The 25,231-nt window shown below is 71.6% G+C and carries 18 protein-coding genes; 12 read left to right on the top strand and 6 right to left on the bottom strand.

The annotated features are described in order from the left end of the window. Positions 1-100 precede the first annotated feature (100 nt). Positions 101-1,762: a DNA repair helicase XPB gene (locus ACIG5F_RS22725; RefSeq protein ID WP_396520437.1), complete on the bottom strand. Its 1,662-nt coding sequence runs from the start codon at positions 1,760-1,762 to the stop codon at positions 101-103. A 325-nt stretch (positions 1,763-2,087) separates the two neighbouring features. Between ACIG5F_RS22725 and ACIG5F_RS22720 the strand changes: the two genes are divergently transcribed. Beyond that, the gene (locus tag ACIG5F_RS22720) at positions 2,088-2,855 is read left to right on the top strand and encodes a hypothetical protein (RefSeq protein ID WP_396520435.1); all 768 of its coding nucleotides are present in this window, start codon (positions 2,088-2,090) and stop codon (positions 2,853-2,855) included. Between the two features lie 83 nt (positions 2,856-2,938). Here ACIG5F_RS22720 and ACIG5F_RS22715 read toward each other — a convergent pair whose 3' ends face one another. After that, positions 2,939-3,928: an ABC transporter substrate-binding protein gene (locus tag ACIG5F_RS22715; RefSeq protein WP_396520433.1), complete on the bottom strand. Its 990-nt coding sequence runs from the start codon at positions 3,926-3,928 to the stop codon at positions 2,939-2,941. Positions 3,929-4,365: 437 nt separating this feature from the next. Here ACIG5F_RS22715 and ACIG5F_RS22710 point away from each other — a divergent pair, with 437 nt between their 5' ends. The 4 genes from ACIG5F_RS22710 to ACIG5F_RS22695 are packed head-to-tail and all read left to right on the top strand — an operon-like array spanning position 4,366 to position 9,670. Then, on the top strand, positions 4,366-7,677 hold the full coding sequence (locus tag ACIG5F_RS22710) for a nitrate- and nitrite sensing domain-containing protein (protein ID WP_396520431.1): 3,312 nt from the start codon (positions 4,366-4,368) through the stop codon (positions 7,675-7,677). After that, positions 7,674-8,099 (top strand): roadblock/LC7 domain-containing protein, encoded by a 426-nt coding sequence (locus ACIG5F_RS22705; RefSeq protein WP_211764050.1) that lies wholly within the window; start codon positions 7,674-7,676, stop codon positions 8,097-8,099. The genes ACIG5F_RS22710 and ACIG5F_RS22705 overlap by 4 nt, the downstream gene beginning before the upstream one ends. A gap of 22 nt (positions 8,100-8,121) precedes the next feature. Next, complete coding sequence (locus tag ACIG5F_RS22700; protein WP_396520429.1) at positions 8,122-9,093, top strand: DUF742 domain-containing protein; 972 nt, start codon at positions 8,122-8,124, stop codon at positions 9,091-9,093. Next, positions 9,074-9,670 (top strand): ATP/GTP-binding protein, encoded by a 597-nt coding sequence (locus tag ACIG5F_RS22695; RefSeq protein WP_025354196.1) that lies wholly within the window; start codon positions 9,074-9,076, stop codon positions 9,668-9,670. Before ACIG5F_RS22700 ends, ACIG5F_RS22695 begins: the two co-directional genes overlap by 20 nt. Before the next feature lie 105 nt (positions 9,671-9,775). Here ACIG5F_RS22695 and ACIG5F_RS22690 read toward each other — a convergent pair whose 3' ends face one another. Further along, positions 9,776-12,007, bottom strand: a complete 2,232-nt coding sequence (locus ACIG5F_RS22690) for a helicase-associated domain-containing protein (protein ID WP_396520427.1) — start codon at positions 12,005-12,007, stop codon at positions 9,776-9,778. Positions 12,008-12,123: 116 nt separating this feature from the next. Here ACIG5F_RS22690 and ACIG5F_RS22685 point away from each other — a divergent pair, with 116 nt between their 5' ends. The 4 genes from ACIG5F_RS22685 to ACIG5F_RS22670 all read left to right on the top strand — a co-directional run bounded on the left by ACIG5F_RS22685 (position 12,124) and on the right by ACIG5F_RS22670 (position 15,219). Continuing rightward, positions 12,124-12,306: a hypothetical protein gene (locus tag ACIG5F_RS22685; RefSeq protein WP_396520425.1), complete on the top strand. Its 183-nt coding sequence runs from the start codon at positions 12,124-12,126 to the stop codon at positions 12,304-12,306. Between the two features lie 92 nt (positions 12,307-12,398). After that, entirely contained in the window at positions 12,399-13,784 is a 1,386-nt protein-coding gene (locus ACIG5F_RS22680; protein ID WP_396520423.1) for an NAD-dependent malic enzyme, read from the top strand. A gap of 14 nt (positions 13,785-13,798) precedes the next feature. Beyond that, positions 13,799-14,278 (top strand): cyclic pyranopterin monophosphate synthase MoaC, encoded by a 480-nt coding sequence (moaC, locus tag ACIG5F_RS22675; RefSeq protein ID WP_396520421.1) that lies wholly within the window; start codon positions 13,799-13,801, stop codon positions 14,276-14,278. Further along, on the top strand, positions 14,275-15,219 hold the full coding sequence (locus ACIG5F_RS22670) for a molybdenum cofactor biosynthesis protein MoaE (protein WP_396520419.1): 945 nt from the start codon (positions 14,275-14,277) through the stop codon (positions 15,217-15,219). Before moaC ends, ACIG5F_RS22670 begins: the two co-directional genes overlap by 4 nt. A 151-nt stretch (positions 15,220-15,370) precedes the next feature. Here ACIG5F_RS22670 and ACIG5F_RS22665 read toward each other — a convergent pair whose 3' ends face one another. After that, entirely contained in the window at positions 15,371-16,015 is a 645-nt protein-coding gene (locus ACIG5F_RS22665) for a transglycosylase family protein (protein ID WP_396520670.1), read from the bottom strand. 603 nt (positions 16,016-16,618) lie between these two features. On the opposite strand from ACIG5F_RS22665, the gene ACIG5F_RS22660 reads away from it, so the two are divergent. Continuing rightward, the gene (locus ACIG5F_RS22660; RefSeq protein WP_396520417.1) at positions 16,619-19,834 is read left to right on the top strand and encodes a BTAD domain-containing putative transcriptional regulator; all 3,216 of its coding nucleotides are present in this window, start codon (positions 16,619-16,621) and stop codon (positions 19,832-19,834) included. 98 nt (positions 19,835-19,932) lie between these two features. Next, the gene (locus ACIG5F_RS22655; RefSeq protein WP_396520415.1) at positions 19,933-23,163 is read left to right on the top strand and encodes an AfsR/SARP family transcriptional regulator; all 3,231 of its coding nucleotides are present in this window, start codon (positions 19,933-19,935) and stop codon (positions 23,161-23,163) included. Between the two features lie 78 nt (positions 23,164-23,241). On the opposite strand, the gene ACIG5F_RS22650 is transcribed toward ACIG5F_RS22655, so the two are convergent. After that, positions 23,242-23,493 (bottom strand): MoaD/ThiS family protein, encoded by a 252-nt coding sequence (locus tag ACIG5F_RS22650; RefSeq protein WP_396520413.1) that lies wholly within the window; start codon positions 23,491-23,493, stop codon positions 23,242-23,244. A gap of 4 nt (positions 23,494-23,497) precedes the next feature. Then, positions 23,498-24,556, bottom strand: coding sequence for a GTP 3',8-cyclase MoaA (gene moaA, locus ACIG5F_RS22645; protein ID WP_396520411.1), 1,059 nt, complete (start codon positions 24,554-24,556; stop codon positions 23,498-23,500). A gap of 132 nt (positions 24,557-24,688) precedes the next feature. Here moaA and ACIG5F_RS22640 point away from each other — a divergent pair, with 132 nt between their 5' ends. Continuing rightward, positions 24,689-25,183, top strand: a complete 495-nt coding sequence (locus ACIG5F_RS22640; protein WP_396520409.1) for a MarR family winged helix-turn-helix transcriptional regulator — start codon at positions 24,689-24,691, stop codon at positions 25,181-25,183. Positions 25,184-25,231 lie beyond the last annotated feature (48 nt).

The raw sequence follows: 25,231 nt of genomic DNA, 5'->3' as shown, positions 1-25,231 counted from the left end.
GTCCCCTCCCCAAGATCAAGGGACCGTTACTGACGTTGAACGTCATGAAGGGCCCCTTCATGACGTTCAACGTCAGTATGGGGCCCTTCATGACGTTGGATCAGCCGACCTCGGGCAGGGCCGGGCCGAGCAGGTCGTCGGCGTCCACGATCTTGTAGGCGTAGCCCTGCTCGGCCAGGAAGCGCTGCCGGTGGGCGGCGTAGTCGGCGTCGAGGGTGTCCCGGGAGACGATCGAGTAGAAGTGCGCCTGCCGGCCGTCGCCCTTGGGTCGCAGCAGCCGGCCCAGCCGCTGGGCCTCCTCCTGCCGCGAGCCGAAGGTGCCCGACACCTGCACGGCGATCGAGGCCTCCGGCAGGTCGATGGAGAAGTTGGCCACCTTGGACACCACCAGCGTCCGGATCTCGCCGCGGCGGAAGGCGTCGAACAGCTCCTCGCGCTCCTTGTTCTTGGTCGAGCCCTGGATCACCGGCGCGTTCAGGCCCTGGCCCAGTTCGTCCAGTTGGTCCAGGTACGCCCCGATCACCAGGGTCGGCTCGCCCTTGTGCTTGTCCAGCACGGCCTGCACCACCGGCAGCTTGGTGCGCGCGGTGGAGCAGATCTTGTACCGCTCCTCGGGCTCGGCGGTGGCGTACTGGAGCCGCTCGTTATCGGTCAGCGTCACCCGCACCTCGACGCAGTCGGCCGGCGCGATCCAGCCCTGGGCCTCGATGTCCCGCCACGGCACGTCGTAGCGTTTGGGGCCGATGAGCGAGAAGACGTCGCCCTCGCGGCCGTCCTCCCGGACCAAGGTCGCGGTCAGCCCGAGCCGGCGGCGGGACTGGAGGTCGGCGGTCATCCGGAACACCGGCGCCGGCAGCAGGTGCACCTCGTCGTAGATGACCAAGCCCCAGTCGCGGGAGTCGAACAGCTCCAGGTGCTTGTACTCGCCCTTGGTCTTGCGGGTGATCACCTGGTACGTGGCGATGGTGACCGGGCGGATCTCCTTGCGCTCGCCCGAGTACTCGCCGATCTCGTCCTCGGTCAGCGAGGTCCGGGCCACCAGCTCGCGCTTCCACTGCCGGCCGGCGACCGTGTTGGTGACCAGGATCAGGGTGGTGGCCTGGGCCTCGGCCATCGCCGCCGCGCCGACCAGCGTCTTGCCGGCGCCGCAGGGCAGCACGACCACGCCCGAGCCGCCGGCCCAGAACGACTGCGCGGCCAGCCGCTGGTAGTCGCGCAGCTGCCAGCCGTTCTCCGCCAGGGCGATCGGGTGCGCCTCGCCGTCGACGTAGCCGGCGTGGTCCTCGGCCGGCCAGCCCACCTTGAGCAGCGCCTGCTTGAGCCGGCCGCGCTCGCTGGGATGCACGATCACGGTGTCGTCGCCGACCCGGGCCCCGAGCATCGGGTTGATCTTCTTGTTGCGCAGCACCTCTTCCAGCACCGCGCGGTCGGTGGAGACCATGGTCAGGCCGTGGGCCGGGTTGTTCACCAGCTGTAGCCGGCCGAACCGGGCCATCGTGTCGACGACGTCGACCAGCAGCGGCTGCGGCACCGGGTACCGGCTGTACCGGACCAGCGCGTCCACCACCTGCTCGGCGTCGTGCCCCGCGGCCCGGGCGTTCCACAGCGCCAGCGGCGTCACCCGGTAGGTGTGCACGTGCTCCGGGGCCCGCTCCAGTTCGGCGAACGGGGCGATGGCCACCCGCGTCTCGTCGGCGAGCGGGTGGTCGACCTCCAGCAGCAGCGTCTTGTCGGACTGGACGATCAGAGGTCCGTCGGTCACCGCTCGCGCTCCTCACCTCGGGGACAGCCCAGTGTGCCGAGCCGGGCACGCCGATTGCCAATCCGGCCACCCCGAGGCTGATCTGTGTCGCAGATCACACCAATGATTTCTTGAAGATCGGTTGCACGAATGGTGATCGCTTGATCGCCCACAGTGGCGGGGCCACGGGTTTCGGGGCACCGCGTGTGCCCGAATCTCGTGTTCACATAACCAACCGGTAAATACCCGGCGGGCGGGACCCGGCGGTGGCTACTGTCCGCGCTTCGGGGGTTGTGACGCCTGAGGCCAGGCGTTTTGTCACGCGAAACACCACAGAGGGACACCCATGAGCACTCCACCCATGCCTCCGGGCCCGCAGGACCCGCAGGCGCCCCAGCCTCAGGGACAGCCGTATCCGCAGGCTCCGCAAGGACAGCCGTACCCGCCGCAGGGCCAGTTCCCCGGCCAGCAGCAGCCGTTCCAGGGCGGCCAGGTGCCGCCGCCGGGAGGTCCGGTGCCCGGCACCGGCCCGCTGCCGGGACAGCCGCAGGGCTTCCCGCAGGCCCCGGTGGGCGCGCCGCCCAAGAAGAGCCGCCGCCTGCTGGCCAGCATCGGCGGCGCGGTCGGCGTGATCGTCGTCGTGCTGATCGTGCGGGCGGTCATCGGCCTCGGCGTCGGCACGGTGGCCAGCAGCACCGACGACGCGCACAACACCGCGGTCGGCGAGTGCGCGAGCGTCACCGGCACCACCACCAAGCCGAACTACGACAAGGTGGACTGCGCCTCCGGCAAGCAGAACTACATCGTCGGCGTGGTGCTGAAGTCCAACAGCGACACCTGCCCGGACGGCTACGACTCGTACTACGAGGAGGGCACGCTCAACAACGTGAAGCTGTGCCTGGCGCCGGTGCTCGAGGACGGCAAGTGCTACGACCTGAGCTCCACCGGCACCGACATGGGCTACACGGCCAAGTCCTGCACGGATCCTTCGGTTTTGCAGATCAAGGTCATCAAGGACAAGGCGGACAAGAGCGCCTGTGGCGCCGGGGGCGACGCCCTCGTCTACGACCCGCTGAAGTTGACCTACTGCGTGGCCGCGCCCACCGGTTCCTGAGATTCTCGTAGCGTCAAAGTAAAGACGGCCGGGTCGGGAAAAATCCCGACCCGGCCGTCGTCTATTTCGTCAGAAAATCTCGATCAGCTGTTCTGCTGCGAGGGCGGCAGCATCGACTGGGCGTCCAGGCGGTTCAACAACATTCCGGACGTCTGCATCATGTCGGCCACGCGCTGCAGGCGCACCGCGTTCAACGTGGTCGGGAAGTCGCCCACCGAGATCAGGTCGGCGGTGGCCGCGTCGACCCCGGCGTAGTCCTTCAGCACGGACTGCACCTCGAGCCGGTCCGAGGCCCGCTCCTGGGCCTGCTGCAACGCCTTGCGGAAGGCGGCCATGGTGTTCGGGTTGGCGTCGGCGAACTTCTTCGACGAGGCGTAACCGGTCATCGGGAACTCCTGGGTGGCGCCGCGGGCGGCGTCGGTCAGGATGGTCGCGCCCAGCTGCTGCTCGGCCTTGGTGATGAACGGCTCCACCATCCAGGCCGCGTCCACCGTGCGGTTCTGCAACGCGGTGATCATGTCCGTGAACGGGATCGTGGAGAACACGATCTTGTTCTGCTGCACGCCCGCGGTGTCCAGCACCGACTTGGTGGTCAGCACGCCCAGGTCGTTGTCGGCGTTGACGGCGATCTTCGGCGCCGGCTTGGAGATCGGGTTGTTGTAGCCGAGCGAGGGCAGTGTGACCAGCGCCATCGTGTCGGTGCCGGCCTGGTAGGCCTCGCCCTGCAACTCCAGCTGGGCGCCCCCGGCCTCGGCCTTGAAGAAGCCGACGTGCGTGGCGAACGCGACGTCGAGCTGGCCGCCGGCCAGCTGCTTGATCGCGTCCTGGTCGCTGTTCTCCTGCACCAGCTCGATCTTCAGCCCGGCCGCGTCGAACAGGCCGCTCTTGACCGCCATGTACAGCGGGGCCACGTCGACCTGGGCCTCGTAGCCGACCCGTAGCGCCGGGTGCTCGAGCGTCGGAGAGCTGGAAGAGCCGGATCCGGGCAACATGCTGCACCCGGCCGCGGAAGCGACCAGACCCAGCGCGCCCGCGAGCGCCACAGCGGTCCGTCGTACCGCTCCGATGGCCATGCGCACCTCATTAATTTGATCTACGGGCCCCCCAACCGGGCCGCTGGCATCAAACCACGATCGATACCAACATGCGGGGATGGTAGCCACCCGGACGTATGAAGGCATCCCCCGTGGCGGATACCGTGAGTGCATCTGGAGTCTTCCCGTGCGAGGTATCCGCCACTACGCTTCTTGGGCTAGTGGATGTGGTCGGCGCGGACCACTGAAGAAGGAGACGGCGGGGCCGTCTGGCATTACGCCCCGTGGTTGTGCTGCAATTCGGCCCACTTCGGAACCAACTTGGTCCGGGGAGGGACCGAGACACTGCTGCTGGAATGAGGAAGCCCAGGGTGGCCCGTCGAGACAAAGGCCCCGGCCGACCAGGCCTCGCTGGTCCGGCGCGTTCGGGTGGCCCCGAAAAGGGTGAAGGACTGGCTGCGCAGCGTGATGTGGACGTGAGCGAAGAAACCACCCATACCGGACCGAGCGTCGATGTCGGCGACATCGACCGCACGGACGGCGGCACCGGATCGCGGTGGCGCCTGCAGAACTGGCGTCTGCGCACCAAGCTGCTGGTCGTCCTGCTGATCCCGACGATCCTCGCCCTCATCCTGGGCGGCATCCGGGTCAGCGCCGACGTGTCCAACCTCACCGACGCGCAGCGCCTGGCCAAGCAGGTGCAGCTTCAGGTGTCCGTGGCCGAGCTGGTGCAGCAGTTGCAGCGCGAGCGCGACCTGACCGCCCAGTTCGTCGCGGCCAACCGCACCGGCGACCAGGTCAGCCTGGACCGCGAGCGGGACCGGGTGGTGCAGGACATCACCGCGTTCCGCAACCTGGTGAACACGCTCGGTCCCGGCCTGTCCAGCGATGTGGAGCAGCGCTTCCAGACCGCCGCCGACCAGCTGTCCCGCCTGACCAACCTGCGCAAGGCCGTGCAGGAGTCCCAGTACCCGGCCAGCGCCACGTTCAACGCCTACAGCGACTCCATCCAGAACCTGCTCGACCTCGGCGAGCAGGCCATCTCCACCATCTCCGACCCGAGCCTGGTCCGGTTGCAGCTGGCCACCAACGCCGTGGCCCGGGCCAAGGAGCAGGACTCCCGCCGCCGCGGCATCCTGCTTCAGGTCTTCCAGACCAAGACCTTCCCGCAGGACCAGCTGCGCGCCCTGCTGGCCGCCGACGCCGAGCTCGACGCGGCCAAGAACGACTTCTCCAAGTCGGCCACGGCCGACCAGCAGCGCATCTTCGACGACACCGTCACCGGCCTGATCGTCGACGACGCCAACAAGCTGGAGGAGGCCGCGCTCATCCGCGGCACCAACAACCAGGACCTGACCGGCCTGACCACGACCCAGTGGGACATCGACTCCACGCTGACGGTCAACCTGACCAACCAGGTCCAGCAGGCCCTGTTGCAGCAGTTGCAGCAGAACACCGACAACCTGGCCAGCGCCTCGCAGGACTCGGCCATCCGCAACTCCGCGCTGGTGCTCGGCGCGCTGCTGCTGGCCCTGGTGACCGCCCTGTTCGTGGCCCGCTCGCTGCTGCGCCCGCTGCGCGTGCTGCGCCGCACCGCCCTGGACATCGCCGACCACCGGCTGCCCGAGGAAGTGCAGCGCATCCTCACTGACCCGAACCCGGCCGAGGCGGCCCGGGAAGTGGTCGATCCGGTCCCGATCCACACCAAGGAGGAGGTCGGCCAGCTGGCCCGGGCCTTCGACGCGGTGCACGGCGAGGCGGTCCGGATGGCGGCCCAGCAGGCCATGCTGCGGGACAACGTCAACGCCATGTTCGTCAACCTGTCCCGCCGCAGCCAGGCCCTGGTCGAACGCCAGCTGGGCCTGATCGACCGGCTGGAGCAGGACGAGCAGGACCCGGACCAGCTGGCCAACCTGTTCGAGCTGGACCACCTGGCCACCCGTATGCGGCGCAACTCGGAGAACCTGCTGGTTCTGTCGGGCACCGACCTGGGCCGCCGGCTGACCCGGCCGGTCCCGGCCGGCGACGTCATCGGCGCCGCGGTGTCCGAGGTCGAGCAGTACGCCCGCATCCAGGTCGCGCCCACGCCGGAGCTGACGGTCCAGGGCCGCGCGGTCAACGACCTCGTGCACCTGATCGCCGAGCTGCTGGACAACGCCACCGCGTTCTCCGACCCGAACACCAAGGTCACCGTGCGCACCGCCAAGACGCGGCGCGGCGAGCTGGCCATCGAGATCCACGACCGCGGCGTGGGCATGTCCGGCCCGGACGTGAACGAGACCAACGAGCGCCTAGCCGACCCGCCCGAGGTCGACGTGGCCGTGTCCCGCCGGATGGGCCTGTACGTGGTCGCCCGGCTGGCCAAGCGGCACGACATCAAGGTGCGGCTGCGCGGCAACGAGGACATCGAGGGCGGCATGACCGCGCTCGTCGTGGTGCCCGGCTCGCTGGTGCTGGCCCCCGGGGCCGAGGTCAACACGCCGCCCTCGGGCGCCGAGCGGCCGGCCGTGCAGGCCGGCGGCGGCATCGCCAACGCCTTCGGCATGGCCCGGCGTCCGTCGGCCTCGCTGGAGGAGCAGCCGCTCGCGGTCCAGGACGTGGCCGGCGACCCCGGCATGCCGGTGCAGTTCGTGTCCAGCGCGGGCAGCCCGGAGCTGGGCGTCACCGGCGTGCCGCGCTGGTCGCCGAACACGCCCCCGCCTGGGGTGCCGGCGCAGACGCCGCAGGAGAGCACCGCGACCTGGTTCCCCTCCATGGAGGACTCGGCCGCCGGCCAGCCGGTGGACATGTTCGCCGGCTTCCAGGAGATGCCCCAGGAGCAGGTCACCCAGGGCTTCGCCACCAACGGCAACGGCAACGGCCTGGCCGGTCTCAACGGCAACGGCCTCAACGGCCACGCCGCGCCGGCCGCCGCCCCGCCGGCCCCCGTGCCGGCGCCGGCCCAGCCGGAGCCCAACCCGTTCCCGTCCCGTGACCTCGATCACGAGCTGGACGCGCCGACCGAGCGGCTGCCGATCTACGAGGCCGTCCTGTCGCAGTGGTTCCAGGCCGTGGAGGACGAGACGCCGGACCTGGAGGGCCCCTTCGGCGTGCCGACCCCGGCCGGGGCCTCCGCCGACGACCTGCCCGCCGGGCCGGCCACCGCCACCATGGCGCTGCCGCTGCCCGAGGTGCCCGAGCCGGAGGCCGAGGCCGCCGCGGAACCGGCGACGCCGGCCGCCGAGCCGACGCCCCCGCCGGCGGCCGAGACGCCCGCCGCCGCCAAGGCCGAGGCGCCCGCGGCCAAGCCGGCCGGGATGCCGCTGCCCAAGCGCACCCCCCGGGCGACGACGGACCAGCGGTCCGGGCAGACTCCAGGGGTGCCCGTCGACACCGAACCCGCCCGCCAGCAGCTGCCGGAGACCCCGGCCGCTCGCAACGGGTCGGCTCCGCTGCCCACCCGGCCGTCCCGGCCGGCAGCAGCGCGGAGTAACGAATGGACATCGCCTGGCGACGAAGGATGGCATGCCGCGGAGTCCTTGCTGAACCAGGCGCCCGATTCGCAGACCAACGCCGGCCTGCCGAAACGGGTCCCGAAGGCGCACCTCATCCCGGGCTCGGCCGCGCCGAAGACCCCGGCCGCGGTGCCCACCAGGGCGCCGGCCGCACCTCGGTCGGCTGACTCGGTGCGGGGTCGCATGTCAAGCTTCCAGCAGGGCGTGCGCCGTGGCCGGCACGCTTTGATAGACGCCTACTCTGGTGATGCGTCCACATCGCCGCAGAGCAGTGAAGACGAGGAGCAGGAGTGACTACCGCGTCTGTACAGCAGCCCGGCAGCTTCAGCTGGCTGATCACCGACTTCGTCCGCCGGGTCCCCGGCGTGGCGCACGCCGTCGTCGTCTCCGCCGACGGCCTGCTGCTGGCCGGTTCCCACGGCCTGCCGCGGGACCGGGCGGAGCAACTGTCGGCCGTGTCGTCCGGGCTGATCAGCCTGACCCAGGGCGCCGCGCGTTGCTTCGAGGGCGGCGCGGTCAACCAGACCGTCGTGGAGATGGAACGGGGGTACCTGTTCCTGATGTCGATCAGCGACGGATCGTGCCTGTCCATCCTGGCCGCGCCCAACTGCGACATCGGTCTCGTCGCGTACGAGATGACCCTTCTGGTCGAGCGGGTCGGCCAGCAGCTGACGCCTGAACTACGGGCTCAGCTGCAGGGCGTGGTCCGCAGATAGGCCCGGGCGGGGGTGAGAAGTGATGGCCAAGGGTTCTGGCGTACCCGGCGGCCGGTTCGGTAAGAAGTTCGACTACCAGGCCTGGGCCGCCGAGGGCTTCAGCTTCTCCGATCCCGATTCGGAGGGCGCCTCGGAGGCCGAGGACGACGCGCACTACGAGCTGGATGAGGTGCTGGATGACCCGCCACGACACCAGCTGCCCGACGCACCCCGACAACCCGGCGCCGTCGGCCGGGCGTTCGGCCCTGCGGGACGAGGTCTAGGCGACATGGCAGCTCACGGTCTTGACGACCCGCCACAGCACGGACTGGACGAGGTGCCCAACCGGTTCGACATCGACGGCTACGGCAACGGCCTGTTCGGCGGCCCTGGCGCCGACCTGTTCGGCGAGCACGGGTTCGTCGAGGGGCCGGCGCGCAGCCGCGGCGCCTACGGGCTACCGGAGGAGATGCCGGGCAACGGCGCGTTCGGCTTCGCCGAGGAGCGGGCGTCGGAGCGCAGCAACCCCGGCTATCGCGGCGGACCGCCCTCGGGACCCATTTCCGACCCGATGTCGGGCCCGCTCTACGATGCGGACGGCTACGAGGTGCACTTCGTGCAGCCGCCGGACCCGGAACCCGAACCGGACCCGGCCCAGCACGAGCCCGTGGTCGAGACCGGATCGCTGGTCCGTCCCTACACCAGGACCGGCGGCCGGACCCGCCCTGATTACGACCTGGCGATCGAGGCGCTGGTGTCCACCAGTGACCACGGTCGCGACAGGGACGCCGCAGTGACCGCCGAGCACCGGTCGATCTGCGGTCTGTGCGTTGAGACCCGCTCGGTCGCGGAGATCGCGGCGCACCTGCGGCTGCCCCTCGGGGTGGTCCGGGTGCTCATCGGTGACATGGCCAGCATGGGTCTAGTCCTGATTCACCAAAGCGGCCTGGTCGTGGGGGACAGGCCGTCCATTGAATTCCTGGAGAGGGTGCTCAGTGGGCTCCGCAGGCTCTAGTCCCCAGATCGCCCGGCAGGCGACGACATCGGCGAAGATCGTGGTCGCCGGCGGGTTCGGTGTCGGCAAGACGACGTTCGTGGGGTCGGTGTCCGAGATCGTGCCGTTGACGACCGAGGCGGTGATGACCGAGGCCAGCCTAGGGGTGGACGACCTGTCGGCCACGCCGAACAAGGTCACCACCACGGTGGCCATGGACTTCGGTCGGGTGTCGCTGGACAGCGACCTGATCCTGTACCTGTTCGGCACGCCCGGCCAGCACCGGTTCTGGTTCATGTGGGACGACCTGGTGCGGGGTGCGATCGGCGCGGTGGTGCTGGTGGACACCCGGCGGTTGGCCGACGCGTTCGCGTCGATCGACTTCTTCGACGACCGGCAGCTGCCCTACGTGGTGGCGGTCAACTGCTTCGACGGCATGTTGCACCACCGGATCGACGACGTGCGCGAGGCGTTGACCATCGACCAGTCGGTGCCGATCGTGACGTGCGACGCCCGTAACCGGGAGTCGACCAAGCAGACGCTGATCACGCTGGTCGAGCACGCCATGCGCCAGTGGATGTCGGTCCGCGCCGGCTGACCGACTGCTCCACCCGCTCCGCCCCACCTTTTCTGCCACATGTGGCCCACATTCGACTCCAGGAGTCGAATGTGGGCCACATGTGGTGAAAGAAGGGGGCAGGGGTCAGGTGTCGACCAGGGCGGCCGAGGTGATGAGGTGGACCGGGTAGCGGCGGATCTCGCCGTGGTCCACGCCTTCGAGAATGCCGCCGGCCACGCTCACCGGGGTGACAACGCGCTGCGTCGCGACGCCCCGTGAGTCGACAAAGCCCAGCCACACGCTGCGCCCCTCGCTGGCGGCTGCCCGCAGCAGCTCCAGGGTGGCGGCCACGGCGGTGCCGCGCGGCGTCGCGGCCGCCCGGTCCCCGGCCCGCAGCTGGTCGACCAGGGCCCCGAGCTGCTCGTCGGCCACCACGCCCGGCGCCTGGCCGCGGCGGGACGGCCGAGCCTTGGCCGGGATCCGGCGGCCCGGCGGCCGCAGGTCCAGCACGGAGCCGTCGGCCCCCTCGGCGGCCGGCGCGAAGCCGGCGGCCCGCAGCTCGTCGAGCACCTCGATCAGCGGCAGCGGGCTGACCAGCACGGTCGGCGCGATCCGCCGCAGCTCCAGGCGGGCCGAGGCCGGGTTGGCCAGCACCTCGGTGATCAGCACCGGGTCGTCGCAGCGCAGGAACGAGCCGGCCGCGCCGCCGCGCAGCCGCCCGTGCCGGCGGGCCACGTCGTCGATCAGGTAGGTCAGCCCCTGCGGCACCGGCGTCCGGGACCGGGCGCGGAACAGCTCGTGCAGCTCGTCGGCGGTGCGGCCGCTGTCCAGGGCCCGCCGCACCGAGGCCTCGCTCACCCGGTACACGGTGGCCCCGCCGGCCGATTCGACGTCGGCGACCAGGGCCATCTCGGCGGCCAGCAGCGGCTCCAGCGGCCCGGGCGCGACCACCGTCAGGTCGGCCTGCACGAGCACGTGGTCCAGTGGCTCCGGCATCGCGTCGGCCATCCGCTTGGCGGCCATCGCCGGTCCCTCGGCCAGCAGCGCCCGGGTGGCCGAGCTGACCGCGCCCAGGGCCATCACGCCCAGCGCCGTCGCTTCCGCGTACGTCCAGCGCACGACGTCGTCGCGCAGCCGCCCGCCCCGCCGCGGCGCCCGCCAGGCCAGCAGGGCCGCCACCTCGTCGGCGTTCGACACCGAGGTGCCCGGCGGCAGCTCGGCCAGCGCCTCCAGCACCCGGCGGCGCTCCCGCGGGGCCAGCGGCCGCCGCAGGTCGTCGGTCAGCGGGCCGATCGCCTTGTCACGTTCGTCACGGGTGCCGATCAGCGCCGGCAGCCGCGGCAGGTCCAGCCACGCCGCGGCGATCGTCGCCCAGCGCTGCTCGGGCGCGGCCACCAGCCAGCCGTCGGTGAGCGTGGTCGGCACCCACTCCGGGTCCACGCCCTCGCTGTCGGCGACCAGCCCGGCCCCGACCGCCAGTTCGGCCAGCAGCCCGGCGCGGGCGTCGTCGACGTCCAGCGCCTTGGCGATCCGGCGCACCTCGCGCACGCCCAGGCCACCCGAGCGCAGCACCGGCGCGGGCTCCTCCGACCACAGCCGCAGCAGCCCCTCGACGTGCCGGACCAGCTCCGACGCCTCGCCGGCGGCGGTGGTGTCCACAACGGACGGCTCACGGGAAACGGCGGTGAGGCTTGGCTCCTTGACTTGGACCGTCCCGAGTGGACGGCGGCCGCGGACGGCCATGCCCACCTCGCGGGGCAGCTCCACCGTCTCGTTGTCGCGGCGGGCCAGCAGGCCCATGGCCAGCAGCCGCTGGGTCGGCGTCTTGGCCCGCTCCAGCGGCACCACCACGCCCGCGTCCTTGGTCAGTCCGATCGGCGAGTCCCCGGCCAGCGCGGACAGCAGCCGCCGGTCCGGCTCCTCCAGCCCGGCCAGCACCTCGGTCAGGTCCTTGCCGACCAGATGCGGTAACGACCGGCCGAGACCGCCCGGGTACTGCGGCGCGACCTCCCGCGCCGCCGGCGCCGCCGACACCGCGTCGTCCGGACCCCACACGACGGCCCGGGTCCGCAGCGTGCGCACGGCCTCGGTCACCCGGGTCAGGGTCGCGTCGGCGGCCAGCAGCTTCGCCGTCTCCCGGATCGTGACCGGGGCGCTGTCGGCGTCCAGCACCAGCAGCGCTTCCAGCACGGTCAGGGTGAAGGTGTCCAGGTCCTCGCAGGCCCTGGCCACCGACGCGCGGATGCCGGCCCGGGTCGCCAACACGGTGCTGTCCGCGGGCGCCGGGGTCGCCAGGTCCGGGCGGGCGCGCAGCAGCGCGACGAGCGCGTCGTCGTCGAGCGCCCGGAACCAGTCCGCGAGTGAGAGGCCGGCCATCATGCACCACGTTAGCCGTGCGGCACGCTGGATGTGCCGCTCGGGCGGCGTCGGGCCCGTGGCCATTTGCTCGCGCGGCATACTGTGACTGTCTGACCGCACGACGAGGAGGAACCGTGGCGAAGGACCGCAGCACGCGCATCGAGCCTTCCTGGCCGCACATCGAGGGCGAGAAGCACCCGGTCAGCGAGCTGGCCACGGACGTGCAGGGGGCGCTGTCGCCGTTCGGCGACGTGGTGTTCCCGGTCGACCCCGAGTCGCTGCCGTACACGCACCCGGTGACCGAGATCAACCGCTGAGAGCTGGTTTTCGAGTCGCGCACGTTCCGGAATTCGACGCGGTTTAGGCTCGTTTCATCGGCCGTCGGCCGCGTCGAATCTGGAGGACAGCCATGCCGGTTCCGGGACCCGGATATTCGATCACCATTCGGGTCGAGGCGCCGCCCACGGCGAGCGCGGCCGGCGACCTGACCAGCGCCGTTGGCCGCGTCGGGGGCGTGATCACCGCCTTCGACGTCGTGGAGTCCCACGCCGATCGAGTCGTGTTCGACATCACGTGCAACGCGATGTCGGCCAATCACGCCAAGGACATCACCGACGGCCTGGACGCACTTCCGGGCGTTCGCGTCCGAAAGGTGTCCGACCGCACATTCCTGGTCCACCTCGGCGGCAAGATCGAGGTCACCTCCAAGGTCGCGCTGCGCAACCGCGACGACCTCTCCCGCGCCTACACCCCCGGCGTCGCCCGCATCTGCCAGGCCATCGCGGCCAACCCCGAGGACGCCCGCCGCCTGACCATCAAGCGCAACACCGTGGCCGTGGTCACCGACGGCTCGGCCGTGCTGGGCCTGGGCAACATCGGCCCGGCCGCCGCGCTGCCGGTGATGGAGGGCAAGGCCGCGCTGTTCAAGAAGTTCGCCGGCGTGGACGCCTGGCCGGTGTGCCTGGACACCCAGGACACCGAGGAGATCATCCGCGCGGTCGAGCTGATCGCCCCGGTCTACGGCGGCATCAACCTGGAGGACATCGCCGCCCCGCGCTGCTTCGAGATCGAGGCCCGGCTGCGCGAGAAGCTGGACATCCCGGTCTTCCACGACGACCAGCACGGCACCGCGATCGTCGTGGTCGGCGCGCTGCGCAACGCCCTGCGCGTGGTCGGCAAGGACATCACCAAGTCCAAGATCGTGGTCTGCGGCGTCGGCGCCGCCGGCTCGGCCATCATCCGGCTGCTTCAGCACCAGAAGCCGGCCGACATCCTGGCCGTGGACATCCACGGCATCGTGCACCCCGAGCGCGACAACCTGGACTCCAACCTGGAGCAGATCGCCGCCAGCACCAACATCGAGCACAAGGCCGGCACCCTGCACGACGCGCTGGTCGGCGCGGACGTGTTCATCGGCGTCTCCGCGCCCAACCTGTTCGGCGCGGCCCAGGTGGCCACCATGAACTCCGACGCCATCGTGTTCGCGCTGGCCAACCCCGACCCGGAGATCGACCCGGTGGAGGCCCAGCAGCACGCCGCCATCGTGGCCACCGGCCGCAGCGACTACCCGAACCAGATCAACAACGTGTTGGCCTTCCCGGGCGTGTTCCGCGGCCTGCTGGACGCGCACGCCAGCACCATCACCGACGCGATGCTGGTGGCCGCGGCCAACGCCATCGCCGACGTGGTGGAGCCGGAGCGGCTCAACGCCTCGTTCATCGTGCCCAGCGTCTTCGACAACAACGTGGCCCCGGCGGTGGCCGAGGCGGTCAAGAACGCCTCGCGGGCCAACTAACTAGTATTCGTGCCGTGAGCGAGCTGAGTCACGTCGACTCCGCCGGCGCGGCCAGGATGGTCGACGTCTCGGCCAAGCAGGCCAGTGCGCGGGTCGCGGTCGCGACCGGCGTGCTGCGGACCACGGCCGAGGTCGTCGGCCTGCTGCGGCGGGACGGGCTGCCCAAGGGCGACGCCCTGGCCACGGCCAGGATCGCCGGCATCATGGGGGCCAAGCGCACCCCCGACCTCGTGCCGCTGTGCCACCCGATCGCCCTCACCGGCGTGAAGGTGGACCTGGCGCTGGAGGACGAGGCCGTGCGCATCACCGCCACCGTGAAGACCACCGACCGCACCGGCGTCGAGATGGAGGCCCTGACCGCCGTCGCGGTGGCCGGGCTGACCCTGCACGACATGGTCAAGGCCGTCGATCCGGCGGCCGTGCTCGACGCGGTGCGGGTGGAGCGCAAGGACGGCGGCAAGACCGGCGCCTGGATCCGACCGGAGGACCGATGAGCAGGCGGGCACGGGTTGTCGTGGCGTCCAACCGGGCCGCGGCCGGGGTGTACGCCGACCGGACCGGGCCGGTGATCACCGCCTGGCTGCGGGACCGGGGCTACGAGGTGGCCGAGCCCGTGGTGGTGCCCGACGGCGATCCCGTCGCCGCCGCACTGCGGGCCGCCGTCGCCGAGGGGGTCTCGGTGGTGCTGACCACCGGCGGCACCGGGGTGACGCCCACCGACCGCACGCCCGAGGCCACCCGCTCGGTGCTGGACTACGAGATTCCCGGCATCGCCGACGCGATTCGGTCGGCCGGGCTGCCCAAGGTGCCGACCGCCGTGCTGTCGCGGGGCGTCTCCGGCGTGGCCGGCACGACGTTGGTGGTGAACCTGCCCGGCTCGACCGGCGGCGTGAAGGATGGACTGTCCGTGTTGGACGGTGTGCTCGATCACGCGGTGGATCAGCTGGCCGGCGGCGACCACCCGCGCCCAGCCGGCTCCCATGAGCACGGCTCGGCCGCCGAGGCGGCGCCAGCGGTGGTCGTGCGGGCCGAGATCAGCGAGACGCCGGTCTCCGCCGCCGAGCACGCCGCGCTGGTGTCCGACCGGACCGCCGGCGCAGTTGTCACGTTCGAGGGCGTGGTCCGTGACCACGATCACGGCCGGGGCGTGACCGAGCTGGAGTACTCGGGCCACCCCAGCGCCAAGGACGTCATCGCCGACGTGGCCGCCGAGGTCGCCGCCCGCCACCCGGAGGTCCGGGCCCTGGCCGTCAGCCACCGCCTCGGCCACCTGGCCATCGGCGACGTGGCCCTGGCCTGTGCCGTCTCGGCCGCCCACCGCCGCGAGGCGTTCCTGGTCTGCGCCGAACTTGTCGACGAGGTGAAGGCCAAGCTCCCGGTGTGGAAGCGCCAGGTCTTCACCGACGGCACCGACGAGTGGGTCAACTGCCCCTGATCGGAGCCGGCAATACGGAGCGGGGGTCCGGGGCGGAGTCCAGCATGGGGTCTGGGGCCCGGCCCCCCAGAAAATACGCTAGCGCCCCATGTTCGCTGCCCAGAAAATCGGGCACTGCGCGAACATGGGGCGCTCAGGCGCTAGACAGACGTCACTTCGTGGTCAGCTTCTGACCGACGATGATCAGGTTCGGGTCCGAACCGATGACGTCCTTGTTCTTGTTGTACAGGTCCTGCCAGCTGCCGCTCAGGTGCAGCTTCTCCACCAGGCCGGACAGGGTGTCGCCGGCGACGACGGTGTAGTCGCCGTTGCCGTCCAGCTTCGGGGCCTGAACCGGCGCCTGCGCCTGCGGGGCCGGGGCGGCCTTGCGCGGGGCGGGCTTGGCCGGGGCGGCCTTCGGGGCCGGGGCGCCCGTGCCACCAGCGGTCACGCCGCCAGCGCCGCGGGAGAAGCACACCGGCCACGCGCCGCCACCCTGACCGGCGAGCACGCGCTCGGCCACGGCGATCTGCGCCTCACGGCTGGCCAGGTTGGCGGTGGGGGCGTACGCGCCGCCACCGTAGGCACGCCACGTGCTGGCGGAGAACTGAAGACCGCCGTAGTAGCCGTTGCCCGTGTTGATGGCCCAGTTGCCGCCACTCTCACACTTGGCGACGGCGTCCCAGTTCACGGATGCCGCGTTGGCAGTACCAGCTGCGATCGCCATCGGGGCGGCGACAATCGCACCGGCCAGGGCGACCTGGGTGACGGTACGAGCGACGGTGGACTGCTGACGGTGCTTACCGCGGTAAGAAATCATTGACCTCTCGCCTACAGCGCCTGCGTCACACGCTCGCCGGCACGACAGGCACAGGTGTGCCCGTCGAACGTCGACGGGCACTTCGGGTGGCCCGTCGGACTTCCGGCATGGGGTTCCGGGTGGTGCACATCCCGCTGGGCGGTTCTCGGGCGCCCAGGGGTGGTTCCCCCGCCCCTGTTCGGTAGTTGTCCTTCGCTCGGGGTTCTTGGCCGGGGGACCGCCGAACAGGGTTTGGCGCTTCGGTCCCTCGGGTACTGCCGGTCGTTTCGGGTTCGACCGAGAAGCGACGCTAGGTGACGGCGGCGGGATCGCCAAATGCTGAAGGATGTGACCGTCATCACAGTAACGCGACGCAACCGGGGTCGATCCCGCTTGTTTTCCCAGGTCAGATCGTCGTTATCTGGCCGTTTCCAAGTCGAGATCGATCACCTTGCGTGAGGCCTGTGTCACGTGGTTTAGCCCGAAAGCGATGGTCATAGCGCAACCGAAAAGTTGCCCGGATAGCCCTTGCGCGCCAGGCGACTGTATCGATTCAGGAGCGAGTCACGGACCGCTAGGCTCTCCGGGAGGGGCCGACGGGCGAGGGGAGGGGCGGGCTGGATGGCGGGCGAGATCGAGTTCCGTGTGCTCGGCCCGCTCGAGATCCGGGTCGACGGCGCGCCCCGGCCGCTGCCGGCGGCCAAGCAGCGCCTGCTGCTCGGCTCCCTTCTGCTCAGGGCGAACCAGGCCGTCTCCGCCGCCGAACTGGTCGACGTGGTGTGGGGCGAGCGGCCTCCGGCCGGCGCCCGCAACACCCTGCGCACCTATGTCATGCGCCTGCGTCAGCAGCTGGGCCCGGCCTGCGCCCTGCGCACCGCCCAGGACGGTTACGCGCTCGACGTGCCGGACGACTCGCTCGACGCCACCCGGTTCCGCCAACTGCTCGTCGCCGCCCGTGCGGCCGAGGAGCCGTCGGCCGCCTGGTCCCTGCTGACCGAGGCGGTGGCGCTGTGGCGCGGCCCGGTGCTGGCCGACCTGGCGCTGAATCCGTTGCAGCACAACGAGATCAACCGCCTGGAGGCGGAACGGCTGGACGCCCGCGAGCGGCGCATCGCCGCCGGCCTCGCGCTCGGCCGGCACGAGGAGCTGCTGCCGGAACTGCGCGAGCTGGCCGACGCCAACCCGGCCCGCGAGCAGATCTGGGCCCAACTCATGACCGCCCTCTACCGCTCCGGCCGACGCGCCGACGCACTGCATATATACGGAGAGGTGCACGAGTACCTCACCGAGGAGCTCGGTGTGGACCCCGGCGCCGAGCTGCTGCGCGTGCGCCAGGCCGTGCTGTCCGACCATCCCAGTCTGCGAACCCCGTTGGGGGCCAAGGCATCCGTGCCGGCACAGCTGCCGCCCGAGGTGATCAACTTTGTCGGACGGGTGGCGGTCGCGGCCGAGATCGCCGAGCGCCTCGCGCCGACGAGTCCACTGTCGGCGACCGATCCGCCGGAGCAGAGACAGGCGCCGGCAGCCACCCCGGTAGTGGTGCTGACCGGACCGCCCGGCACCGGCAAGACCGCGCTCGCGGTGCACGTCGCGCACCGGCTGCGCGCCCGTTTCCCCGACGGCCAGCTGTTCGTCGACCTCCGTGGCCACGCGCGGGGCCCGACCCTGGGGCCCGACCAGGTGCTCGCCCGGTTCCTGCGGGCGCTGGGCGTCGCCGCCGACGACGTGCCGACCGAGCTCGACGAGCAGTCGGCGGCGCTGAGATCTCTGTTGGCCGGCAAGCGAATGCTCATCGTGCTGGACAACGCCGCCCGCCCCGGCCAGGTCCGCCCGCTGCTGCCCGGGGACCCCGGCTGCGCGGTGTTGATCACCAGTCGGGACGCGCTGCGCGGGCTGGTGGCCGAGCAGGGAGCCGGCCGCGTGCACGTCGGCGGCCTCACCCCGGCCGAGTCGAACACCCTGCTGTCCCGGATCCTCGGCGACGAGGTGGTCCGGGAGGAGACGGCCGCCGCCGCGGAACTGGCCCGGCTGTGCACCTATCTTCCGCTGGCCCTGCGGATCGCCGCCGCCAACATGATCGGCGACGACCAGCCGCGGCTGGCCCAGCAGCTGGCCCGGCTGCGCGAGGGCAGCCGGCTGGCCGCGCTGGCCGCCGACGGGGACGAGACGGTGACCGTGCGGGCGGCGTTCGACCTTTCCTATGAGGCGCTGGACGAACCGGCCAAGCGGGCGTTCCGGCTGGTCGGCCTGGCCCCGGGCCAGGACCTCACGCCGGAGGCCATGGGCGCGCTCGCCGACTGCCCGCCGCCGCAGGCCCGCCGGCTGCTCGACCAGTTGTCGGCGGCCAATCTCGTGCAGCAGCTGACCCCCGGCCGCTACCAGGCGTACGACCTGCTTCGTGTCTACGCCCACGAGCGGGCGCTGGCCGAGCCCGAGGACCCGGCCCTGGCTCGCCTGCACACCTATTACCTGCACGCGGTCGCGGAGGCGGCGGCGCTGCTCGGACCCGAGGTGCCCAGCCTGGTGCCGCTGCCGCCGCGCCCGGGGCCGGACCGGTTCGGCGACCGGGACGAGGCGCTGGAGTGGATGACCGCCGAGCTGCCCAATCTCGTCCCGCTGATCCAGCAGGCCGCCGGCGAGATCGTCTGGCAGCTGGTGGACTCGCTGCGCGGCTTCTTCTACGCCCAGCGGCTGGCCACCGAGTGGCAGCTGGTCACCCGGGCCGGCCTGGCCGCGGCGGCCGCCGCCGGGGACGAGGTCGCCGAGGCGGCGATGCGCTACAACCGGGCCGCCCTGGACTGGAGCCGCGGCCGGGCCAACGAGGCCGCCGACAGCTACGCCCGGGCGCTGGAGGTGTTCCGCCGGGCCGGCCTGCGGGTCGGCGAGTACTCGGCGCTGACCAACCTGGCCATCGCCCTGTCGGAGTTGGGCGATCTGGACGGCGCGGCGACCCGGTTCGCCAACGCGCTGGAGATCGCCGAGGGCGACCCGACCCGGCAGGCCCCGGTGCTGGTCAACCTGGGTCTGGTGCAGGTCAGCCTTGGCGAGACCGAGGAGGGCTTCGGCTACCTGGCCCGGGCCAGGGCCATCTGCGCCGAGCTGCGCATCGAGCACGGCGAGGTGACCTGCCTGAACAACCTGCTCAACTTCAGCCGGCACATGGGCCGGTTCGAGGCCGTCGAGGAGTACTTCGAGCACGGCGTGGCGCTGAGCCGGCGGCTGGGCAACCAGGAGAGCGAGTCGGGGCTGTTCAACGCGATGGCGTTGGTGCGGCTGGACTTCGGCCGGCAGGCCGACGCCGAGCGGATGGCCGCGACCGCGCTGGAGCTGGCCGCGTCGCCGAGCCTGTACCGGTCCCGGATCGACGCCCTGAACACGCTCGGCGACGTGGCCCTGGTCGGCGACCGGGTCGAGGACTCCATCGGGCACTACCGGCACGCGCTGGGCCTGAGCCGCCAGCGCGGCCTGCGGTTCGGCGAGGTCGAGGCGTTGATCGGACTGGCCCACGCGATGCTGGACGAGGACGAGGCGCTGGCCCACGCGGTCGAGGCGGTGGCGCTGACCGGCCGGCACGAGCTGCGGTTGTCCCAGGGGCGGGCGCTGCTCGCGCAGGCGCACGTCCATCTGCGCCGGCAGCAGCCCGAGGCGGCGGCCGACTTCGGCGAGCGGGCGGTGGCGCTGCTGCGCAAGACCGGCCAGCGGCTGTGGGAGGCCCGCGCGCTGAGCCTGCTGGCCCAGGCCTACCGGGCCGCCGGCCAGCTGGAAGTGTCCACTCGGCACGGTGCCGAGGCCGCCGCGCTGCTGTCCGGCATGGGACTTCCGGCATCGTCGATCTAGACTGGATGATCGCTGTCGAAGTTCGTTTTTCGCTAGTGGACGCCGCGGGACACTCCTAGGCTGGAAGGCCACGAATGCACGGCCGAGAGGAGGGTGGCGTGTCCCCTGACCTGCGCTTCCGTATTCTCGGCCCGCTCGAGGTGTCCAAGGCCGGCCGGCCGGTGCCGATCCGCGCGGCCAAGCACCGCACGCTGTTGGCCAGCCTGCTGCTGCGGGCCAATCGGGTGGTTCCGGTGGACGCGCTCGTGGAGCGGCTGTGGGCGGGCAACCCGCCGGCCCGGGCCCGGGGCACGCTTCAGACCTACGTGCTGCGGCTGCGCCAGACCCTCGGCGATCCGACGCTGGTCCGCACCGCGCCCGAGGGTTACTACATCGACGTGCCACCGGGGTCCGTCGACCTGGAACGGTTCCGCGAGCTGTCCGACGAGGGCACCCGGGCCGGCGACGCCGGCGACCTGACCGCCGCCGCGGCCGCGCTGGACGAGGCCCTGCAACTGTGGCGGGGCGCCCCGCTGGCCGACGTGCCCTCGGACTCGTTGCAGCGCAACGTGGTTCCGCAGCTGGTGGAGCAGCACCTCCAGGTGCTGGAGCGGCGTATCGACATCGAACTTCAGCGCGGCCGGCACCAGGCGCTGATCGCCGAGCTCCAGTCGCTGACCGCCAAGCACCCGGCGCGGGAGCCGTTCTGGGGCCAGCTGATGCTGGCGCTGCACCGCAGCGGCCGGCAGGCCGACGCGCTGGCGGCCTACCAGGGCGTGGCCGGCTACCTGGCCGACGAGCTGGGCATCGATCCCGGCGAGCCGCTGCGCCGGCTGCACCAGGCCATGCTGCGCAACGACCCCGAGCTGCTGGCCCCGATCGTCTCCGAGGCGGCGCGGCCGGTGGTCGTGCCCTCGCAGCTGCCGGCCGACATCGCCGACTTCGTCGGCCGGGCCGAGCTGATCGACCAGCTGGTGTCCCGGTTCGAGCCCAGCCCGCCGGAGGGGCCGATCGCGGTGATGGGGCCGCCCGGCGTCGGCAAGACCGCCTTCGTCGTGCACCTGGCCCACCGGCTGCGCCCGCGCTTCCCCGACGGTCAGCTCTACGCCAACCTGCGCGGCTACGCCCTCGGCCCGGCGCTGAGCACCGCCCAGGTGCTGTCCCGGTTCCTGCGGGCGATGGGCGTGCCGCCGGAGCAGATCCCGATCGACGTGGATCACCAGGCCGCGGCCTTCCGCTCCCTGTTGCAGGGCAAGCGGATCCTGATCGTGCTGGACAACGCGGCCGCCGCCGACCAGATCCGGCCGCTGCTGCCGCCGGTCGCCGGCTGCGCGGTGCTCGTGACCAGCCGCAACGACCTGCGCAGTCGCCTGCTCGACGTCGACACCGTGCTGCTGGAGCCGCTCACGCCGACCGAGTCCCGGCAGCTGCTCAGCGCCGTGCTCGGGCCGGAGCTCAAGGACATGCCGGCCTCCACGGAGCTGGCCCGGCTGTGCGCGTACCTGCCGCTGGCGCTGCGGATCGCCGCCGCCAACCTGGCCAAGTCGCCGCCGTCGGGCCTGGCCGACTACGTGGCCGAGCTGCGCAACGGAAACCGGCTGTCGGCGCTGAGCATCGCCGGCGACGAGGGCACCGCCGTCCGCGCCGCCTTCGACCTTTCCTATACGACGCTGCAACCGCGCGCCCGCGAGCTGTTCCGGCTGCTGGGCCTGGTGCCGGGCCCCGACTTCACGCCGCAGGCCGCCGCCGCGCTGATGTCCAGCGACCCCGCCGACGCCGCCGACCTGCTCGACCAGCTCGCCGCCGTGCATCTCGTGCAGCAGGTGGTGCCGGGCCGATTCCAGTTCCACGACCTGATCCGGCTCTACGCCGCGCAGCGTGAGCACGAGGAGAACACCCGCACCGAACGGGACATCGTGGTCCGGCGGCTGTTCGACCACTACCTCGCCGGCGCGATCGGCGCTTCCCACGTCGCCTACCGGGACCTGGTGCGCCTGGTCGTCGGCCGGCAGCGCGGACGGGAGTTCGCCACCGAGGCCGAAGCCGTGGCCTGGCTGGACGCCGAGCGCCTCAACCTGATCGCCGCCTTCGGCCACGCCGCCCGGCACCACCTGTCCGAGCACGCCGTCCGACTGGCCGACGCCCTGCGCGGCTACTTCCTGGCCCACCAGTACAACGTGGACTGGTTCGCCACCGCCTCCACCGCCGTCGCCGTCGCGCGGCGGGCCGCCGACCGGCGCGGCGAGGCCGCGATGCTGTTCAACCTCGGCTCCGCGCAGTGGAACATGGACCGGCAGGAGGAGGCCATCGAGAGCTTCCTGGCCGCCGCCGACATCTTCCGCGAGCTCGGCGCCGACGACGGGGCCGCCGCCTCCCTCAACAACGCCGGCAACTCCCACCTGGAGCTGGGCCAGTTCGACGAGGCCGCCGGCTACTTCACCGAGGTGCTGGCGCTGGCCGAGCGGTCCGGGCTGCGCGACATCGAGGTGATCGGGCGGGCCAACATCGGCTTCGTGCTGCTGGAGCTGGGCAAGCTCGGGGAGGCCGTCGAGCACTGCCGACGGTCCATCGAGCTGTGCCAGGAGGCCGGGCTACGGCACTGCGAGGCCCACAGCGTGGCCAATCTCGGGGCCGCCCTGCTGGAGGGCGGCCATCCCTACGAGGCCATCGAGCAGCTCACCGCCGCGCTGGGCATGTTCCGTTCGCTGGGGGAGGTCAACGCCAGCCTGGAGGTGCTGCACCGGCTGGCCACCGCCTACCAGATGACCGGGCAGCCCGAGCCGGCCCTGGAACTGGGCCGGGAGGCGCTGGACAGCGCCCGCCGCACCGGCAACCAGCGGGCCCTGGCCATGAGCCGGTCCGTGCTGGGCCTGACCCTGCACATGTCCGGCAAGTTCGCCGAGGCCATGGCCTGCTTCGACGAGACGCTGGCCACCATCGACGAGGTCCGGCACCTGCGGACCCGGCTGTGGGTGCTGATCGGCGGGGCCATGGCCATGAACTCCGTTGGCCGCACCGAGGAGGCGCTGGCCACCGGCCGCCGGGCCCTGGAACTGGCCGCCCCGCTGCCGCTGTACCGAGGCCGGGCCCTGATGCTGCTGGCCGTGCTGCTCACCGGGCTCGGCGGCGAGCAGAACATGGCCGACGCCTACGCGTTCGCCGTGGAGGCACAGGCGATCTTCCAGGAGGCCGGCAACCCCAGCGGCTCGGCGTGGTGCCTGCACGTGATGGCCCAGGTCCGCAAGTTCCACGGCGACACCGAGGCCGCCGACCGGCTCAACCGCGAGGCCCTGCGCACCATCGACGGCCGCGCCTGGGCCGACCGCATCCGCGCCGCCATCACCGCCTAACCCCCAGGTTCGACGCTAGGAAGGGGGCTTTCCTACACTCCAAGTGGAGGAAAGCCCCCTTCCACACCTGAGCGGTGCTCAGCCGCCGGCGAAGGGGGGGAGCACGTCCAGCTCCACGCCGCCGGCGACCCGGATTCCGGTGTCCCGCACGGCGATTCCGTCCAGCAGCAGGCTGGAGGCGGTGAGCACCCGGGCCAGGCCCTCGCCGTGCCGGTCCCGCACCAGCCGCAGCACATCGTCCACCGTGGACTCCGGGGTCACGGTCAGCTGCTCGTCGCCGATCCCGGCGGCGGCCTTGGCCCCGGCGAAGTAGCGGATGGTCAACACCACGCGGTCAGCCTCCGATCGCGCTCATCGGACGGTCCGGCTGGGCGAAACCGTCGTCGTTGATGCCGTGCCCCTTGGCCTTGCCCCACATCGCGGCCCGCCACAGCCGGGCCAGCTCCTCGTCGGAGGCGCCGGCGCGCAGCGGACCGCGCAGGTCGGTCTCGGTGGTGGCGAACAGACACGTGCGCAGCGCCCCGTCGGCGGTCAGCCGGGTCCGGTCGCAGGCGGCGCAGAACGGCCGGGTCACCGAGGCGATCACGCCGACCGTCGCCGGGCCGCCGTCGACCAGCCACCGCTCGGCCGGCGCGGCTCCCCGCCGGGCCGGCTCCGGGGTCAGCGTGAACCGCTCGCCCAGCCGGTTCAGGATCTCCTCGGCGGTGATCATCTTGTCCCGGTCCCACTCGTGCTGGGCGTCCAGCGGCATCTGCTCGATGAACCGCAGCTGGTAGCCGTGGTCCAGGCAGAACTGGAGCAGGTCCGGGGCCTCGTCCTCGTTCACGCCGCGCATCAGCACGGTGTTCACCTTCACCGGCGTCAGCCCGGCCTCCTGGGCCGCGGCCAGGCCGGCCAGCACGTCGTCCATGCGGTCCCGGCGGGTGATCGCCGCGAAGCGGTCGGGTCGAAGTGTGTCGAGGGACACATTGATACGGTCCAGCCCGGCCAGGGCCAGCGAACGGGCCTTGCGGGCCAAGGAGACCGCGTTGGTCGTCAACGACATGCGGGGCCGGGGGCGCAGTTCCGCCGCGGCCGCGAGGATCTGCGGCAAATCCTTACGCAGCAGCGGTTCCCCGCCGGTGAAGCGGAGCTCGCGCACGCCCAGCAGGTCGACCGCGACGCGGATCAGCCGGATCAGTTCGGCCCCGCTGAGCAGATCGGGGGCCGGCAGCCATTCCAGGCCCTCGGCCGGCATGCAGTACGTGCACCGCAGATTGCACCGGTCGGTGAGAGATACCCGCAGGTCAGTGGCGACGCGGCCGAATTTGTCGATCAAGCCCGGCAGATCGGGACGCGTCGAGGTGTCCGGGGTGCTCCGCACGCCCGGAAGGCCTAGCTCGACGGGTGCCATCACGATCAGCCTAGTCGCTGGACGCCCTAGTCTTGACCGCTGCGGAACGGCGGTTGCCGGCTATGATGTCTTTAGGACCAAGTGTCTTAGCAAGCAGTATCTTATTAACCGAGGGAGGTTGAGGTGGTGGCCATGCCCGAGACGGCCGGGGCCAAGGCGGTCTATCCGGTCAGCGACGAGGAGCTGGCGCGCTTTTCGTGGCTGGGGCGGGACAGCAGCCTGGTGACCGTGATGTTCCACGCTCGGGTCGCCGAGCAGCTCGGCCTGTCGACCACCGACCACAAGTGCCTGGACCTCGCCGCCCGCGGCGGCCAGCCGATGACCGCCGGCCGCATCGCCGAGCTCTCGGGGCTGTCCACCGGCGCCGTCACCGGCGTGATCGACCGGCTCGAACGGGCCGGCTACGTGCGCCGCGTCCGCGACCCGCACGATCGGCGAAAGGTGCTCGTCGAGGTCACCCTCAGCGATCCGCAGCGGTTCGCCCTGCTGTTCAAGGGCGTGTCCGAGATGATGGCCCGGGTGCTCTCGCACTACACGCCCGAGCAGCGTGAACTGCTCTTCGAGTACGGCAGCGAGGTCCTGGCGCAGATGCGCAAGGAGATCGCCAAGTTCGCCGTCACCGATTGAGCCGATCGGTTAACAAATCCTTATCTGCGGAGCTATCTCCCTTCTCGT

The organism is Kutzneria sp. NPDC052558 (genome assembly GCF_044547355.1).
GTDB lineage: Bacteria > Actinomycetota > Actinomycetes > Mycobacteriales > Pseudonocardiaceae > Kutzneria.
Note: the sequence above shows the minus strand (reverse complement) of the source record. Positions and strands in the feature narration are given on the sequence as shown.

Bases quoted from the DNA above. Each gene is read 5' to 3' on its own strand.
- ACIG5F_RS22720 (WP_396520435.1), top strand. From the start codon at position 2,088: ATGAGCACTCCACCCATGCCTCCGGGCCCGCAGGACCCGCAGGCGCCC.
- ACIG5F_RS22715 (WP_396520433.1), bottom strand. From the start codon at position 3,928: ATGGCCATCGGAGCGGTACGACGGACCGCTGTGGCGCTCGCGGGCGCG.
- ACIG5F_RS22700 (WP_396520429.1), top strand. From the start codon at position 8,122: ATGGCCAAGGGTTCTGGCGTACCCGGCGGCCGGTTCGGTAAGAAGTTC.
- ACIG5F_RS22690 (WP_396520427.1), bottom strand. From the start codon at position 12,007: ATGGCCGGCCTCTCACTCGCGGACTGGTTCCGGGCGCTCGACGACGAC.
- ACIG5F_RS22680 (WP_396520423.1), top strand. From the start codon at position 12,399: ATGCCGGTTCCGGGACCCGGATATTCGATCACCATTCGGGTCGAGGCG.
- ACIG5F_RS22670 (WP_396520419.1), top strand. From the start codon at position 14,275: ATGAGCAGGCGGGCACGGGTTGTCGTGGCGTCCAACCGGGCCGCGGCC.
- ACIG5F_RS22660 (WP_396520417.1), top strand. From the start codon at position 16,619: ATGGCGGGCGAGATCGAGTTCCGTGTGCTCGGCCCGCTCGAGATCCGG.
- moaA (WP_396520411.1), bottom strand. From the start codon at position 24,556: ATGGCACCCGTCGAGCTAGGCCTTCCGGGCGTGCGGAGCACCCCGGAC.
- ACIG5F_RS22640 (WP_396520409.1), top strand. From the start codon at position 24,689: ATGCCCGAGACGGCCGGGGCCAAGGCGGTCTATCCGGTCAGCGACGAG.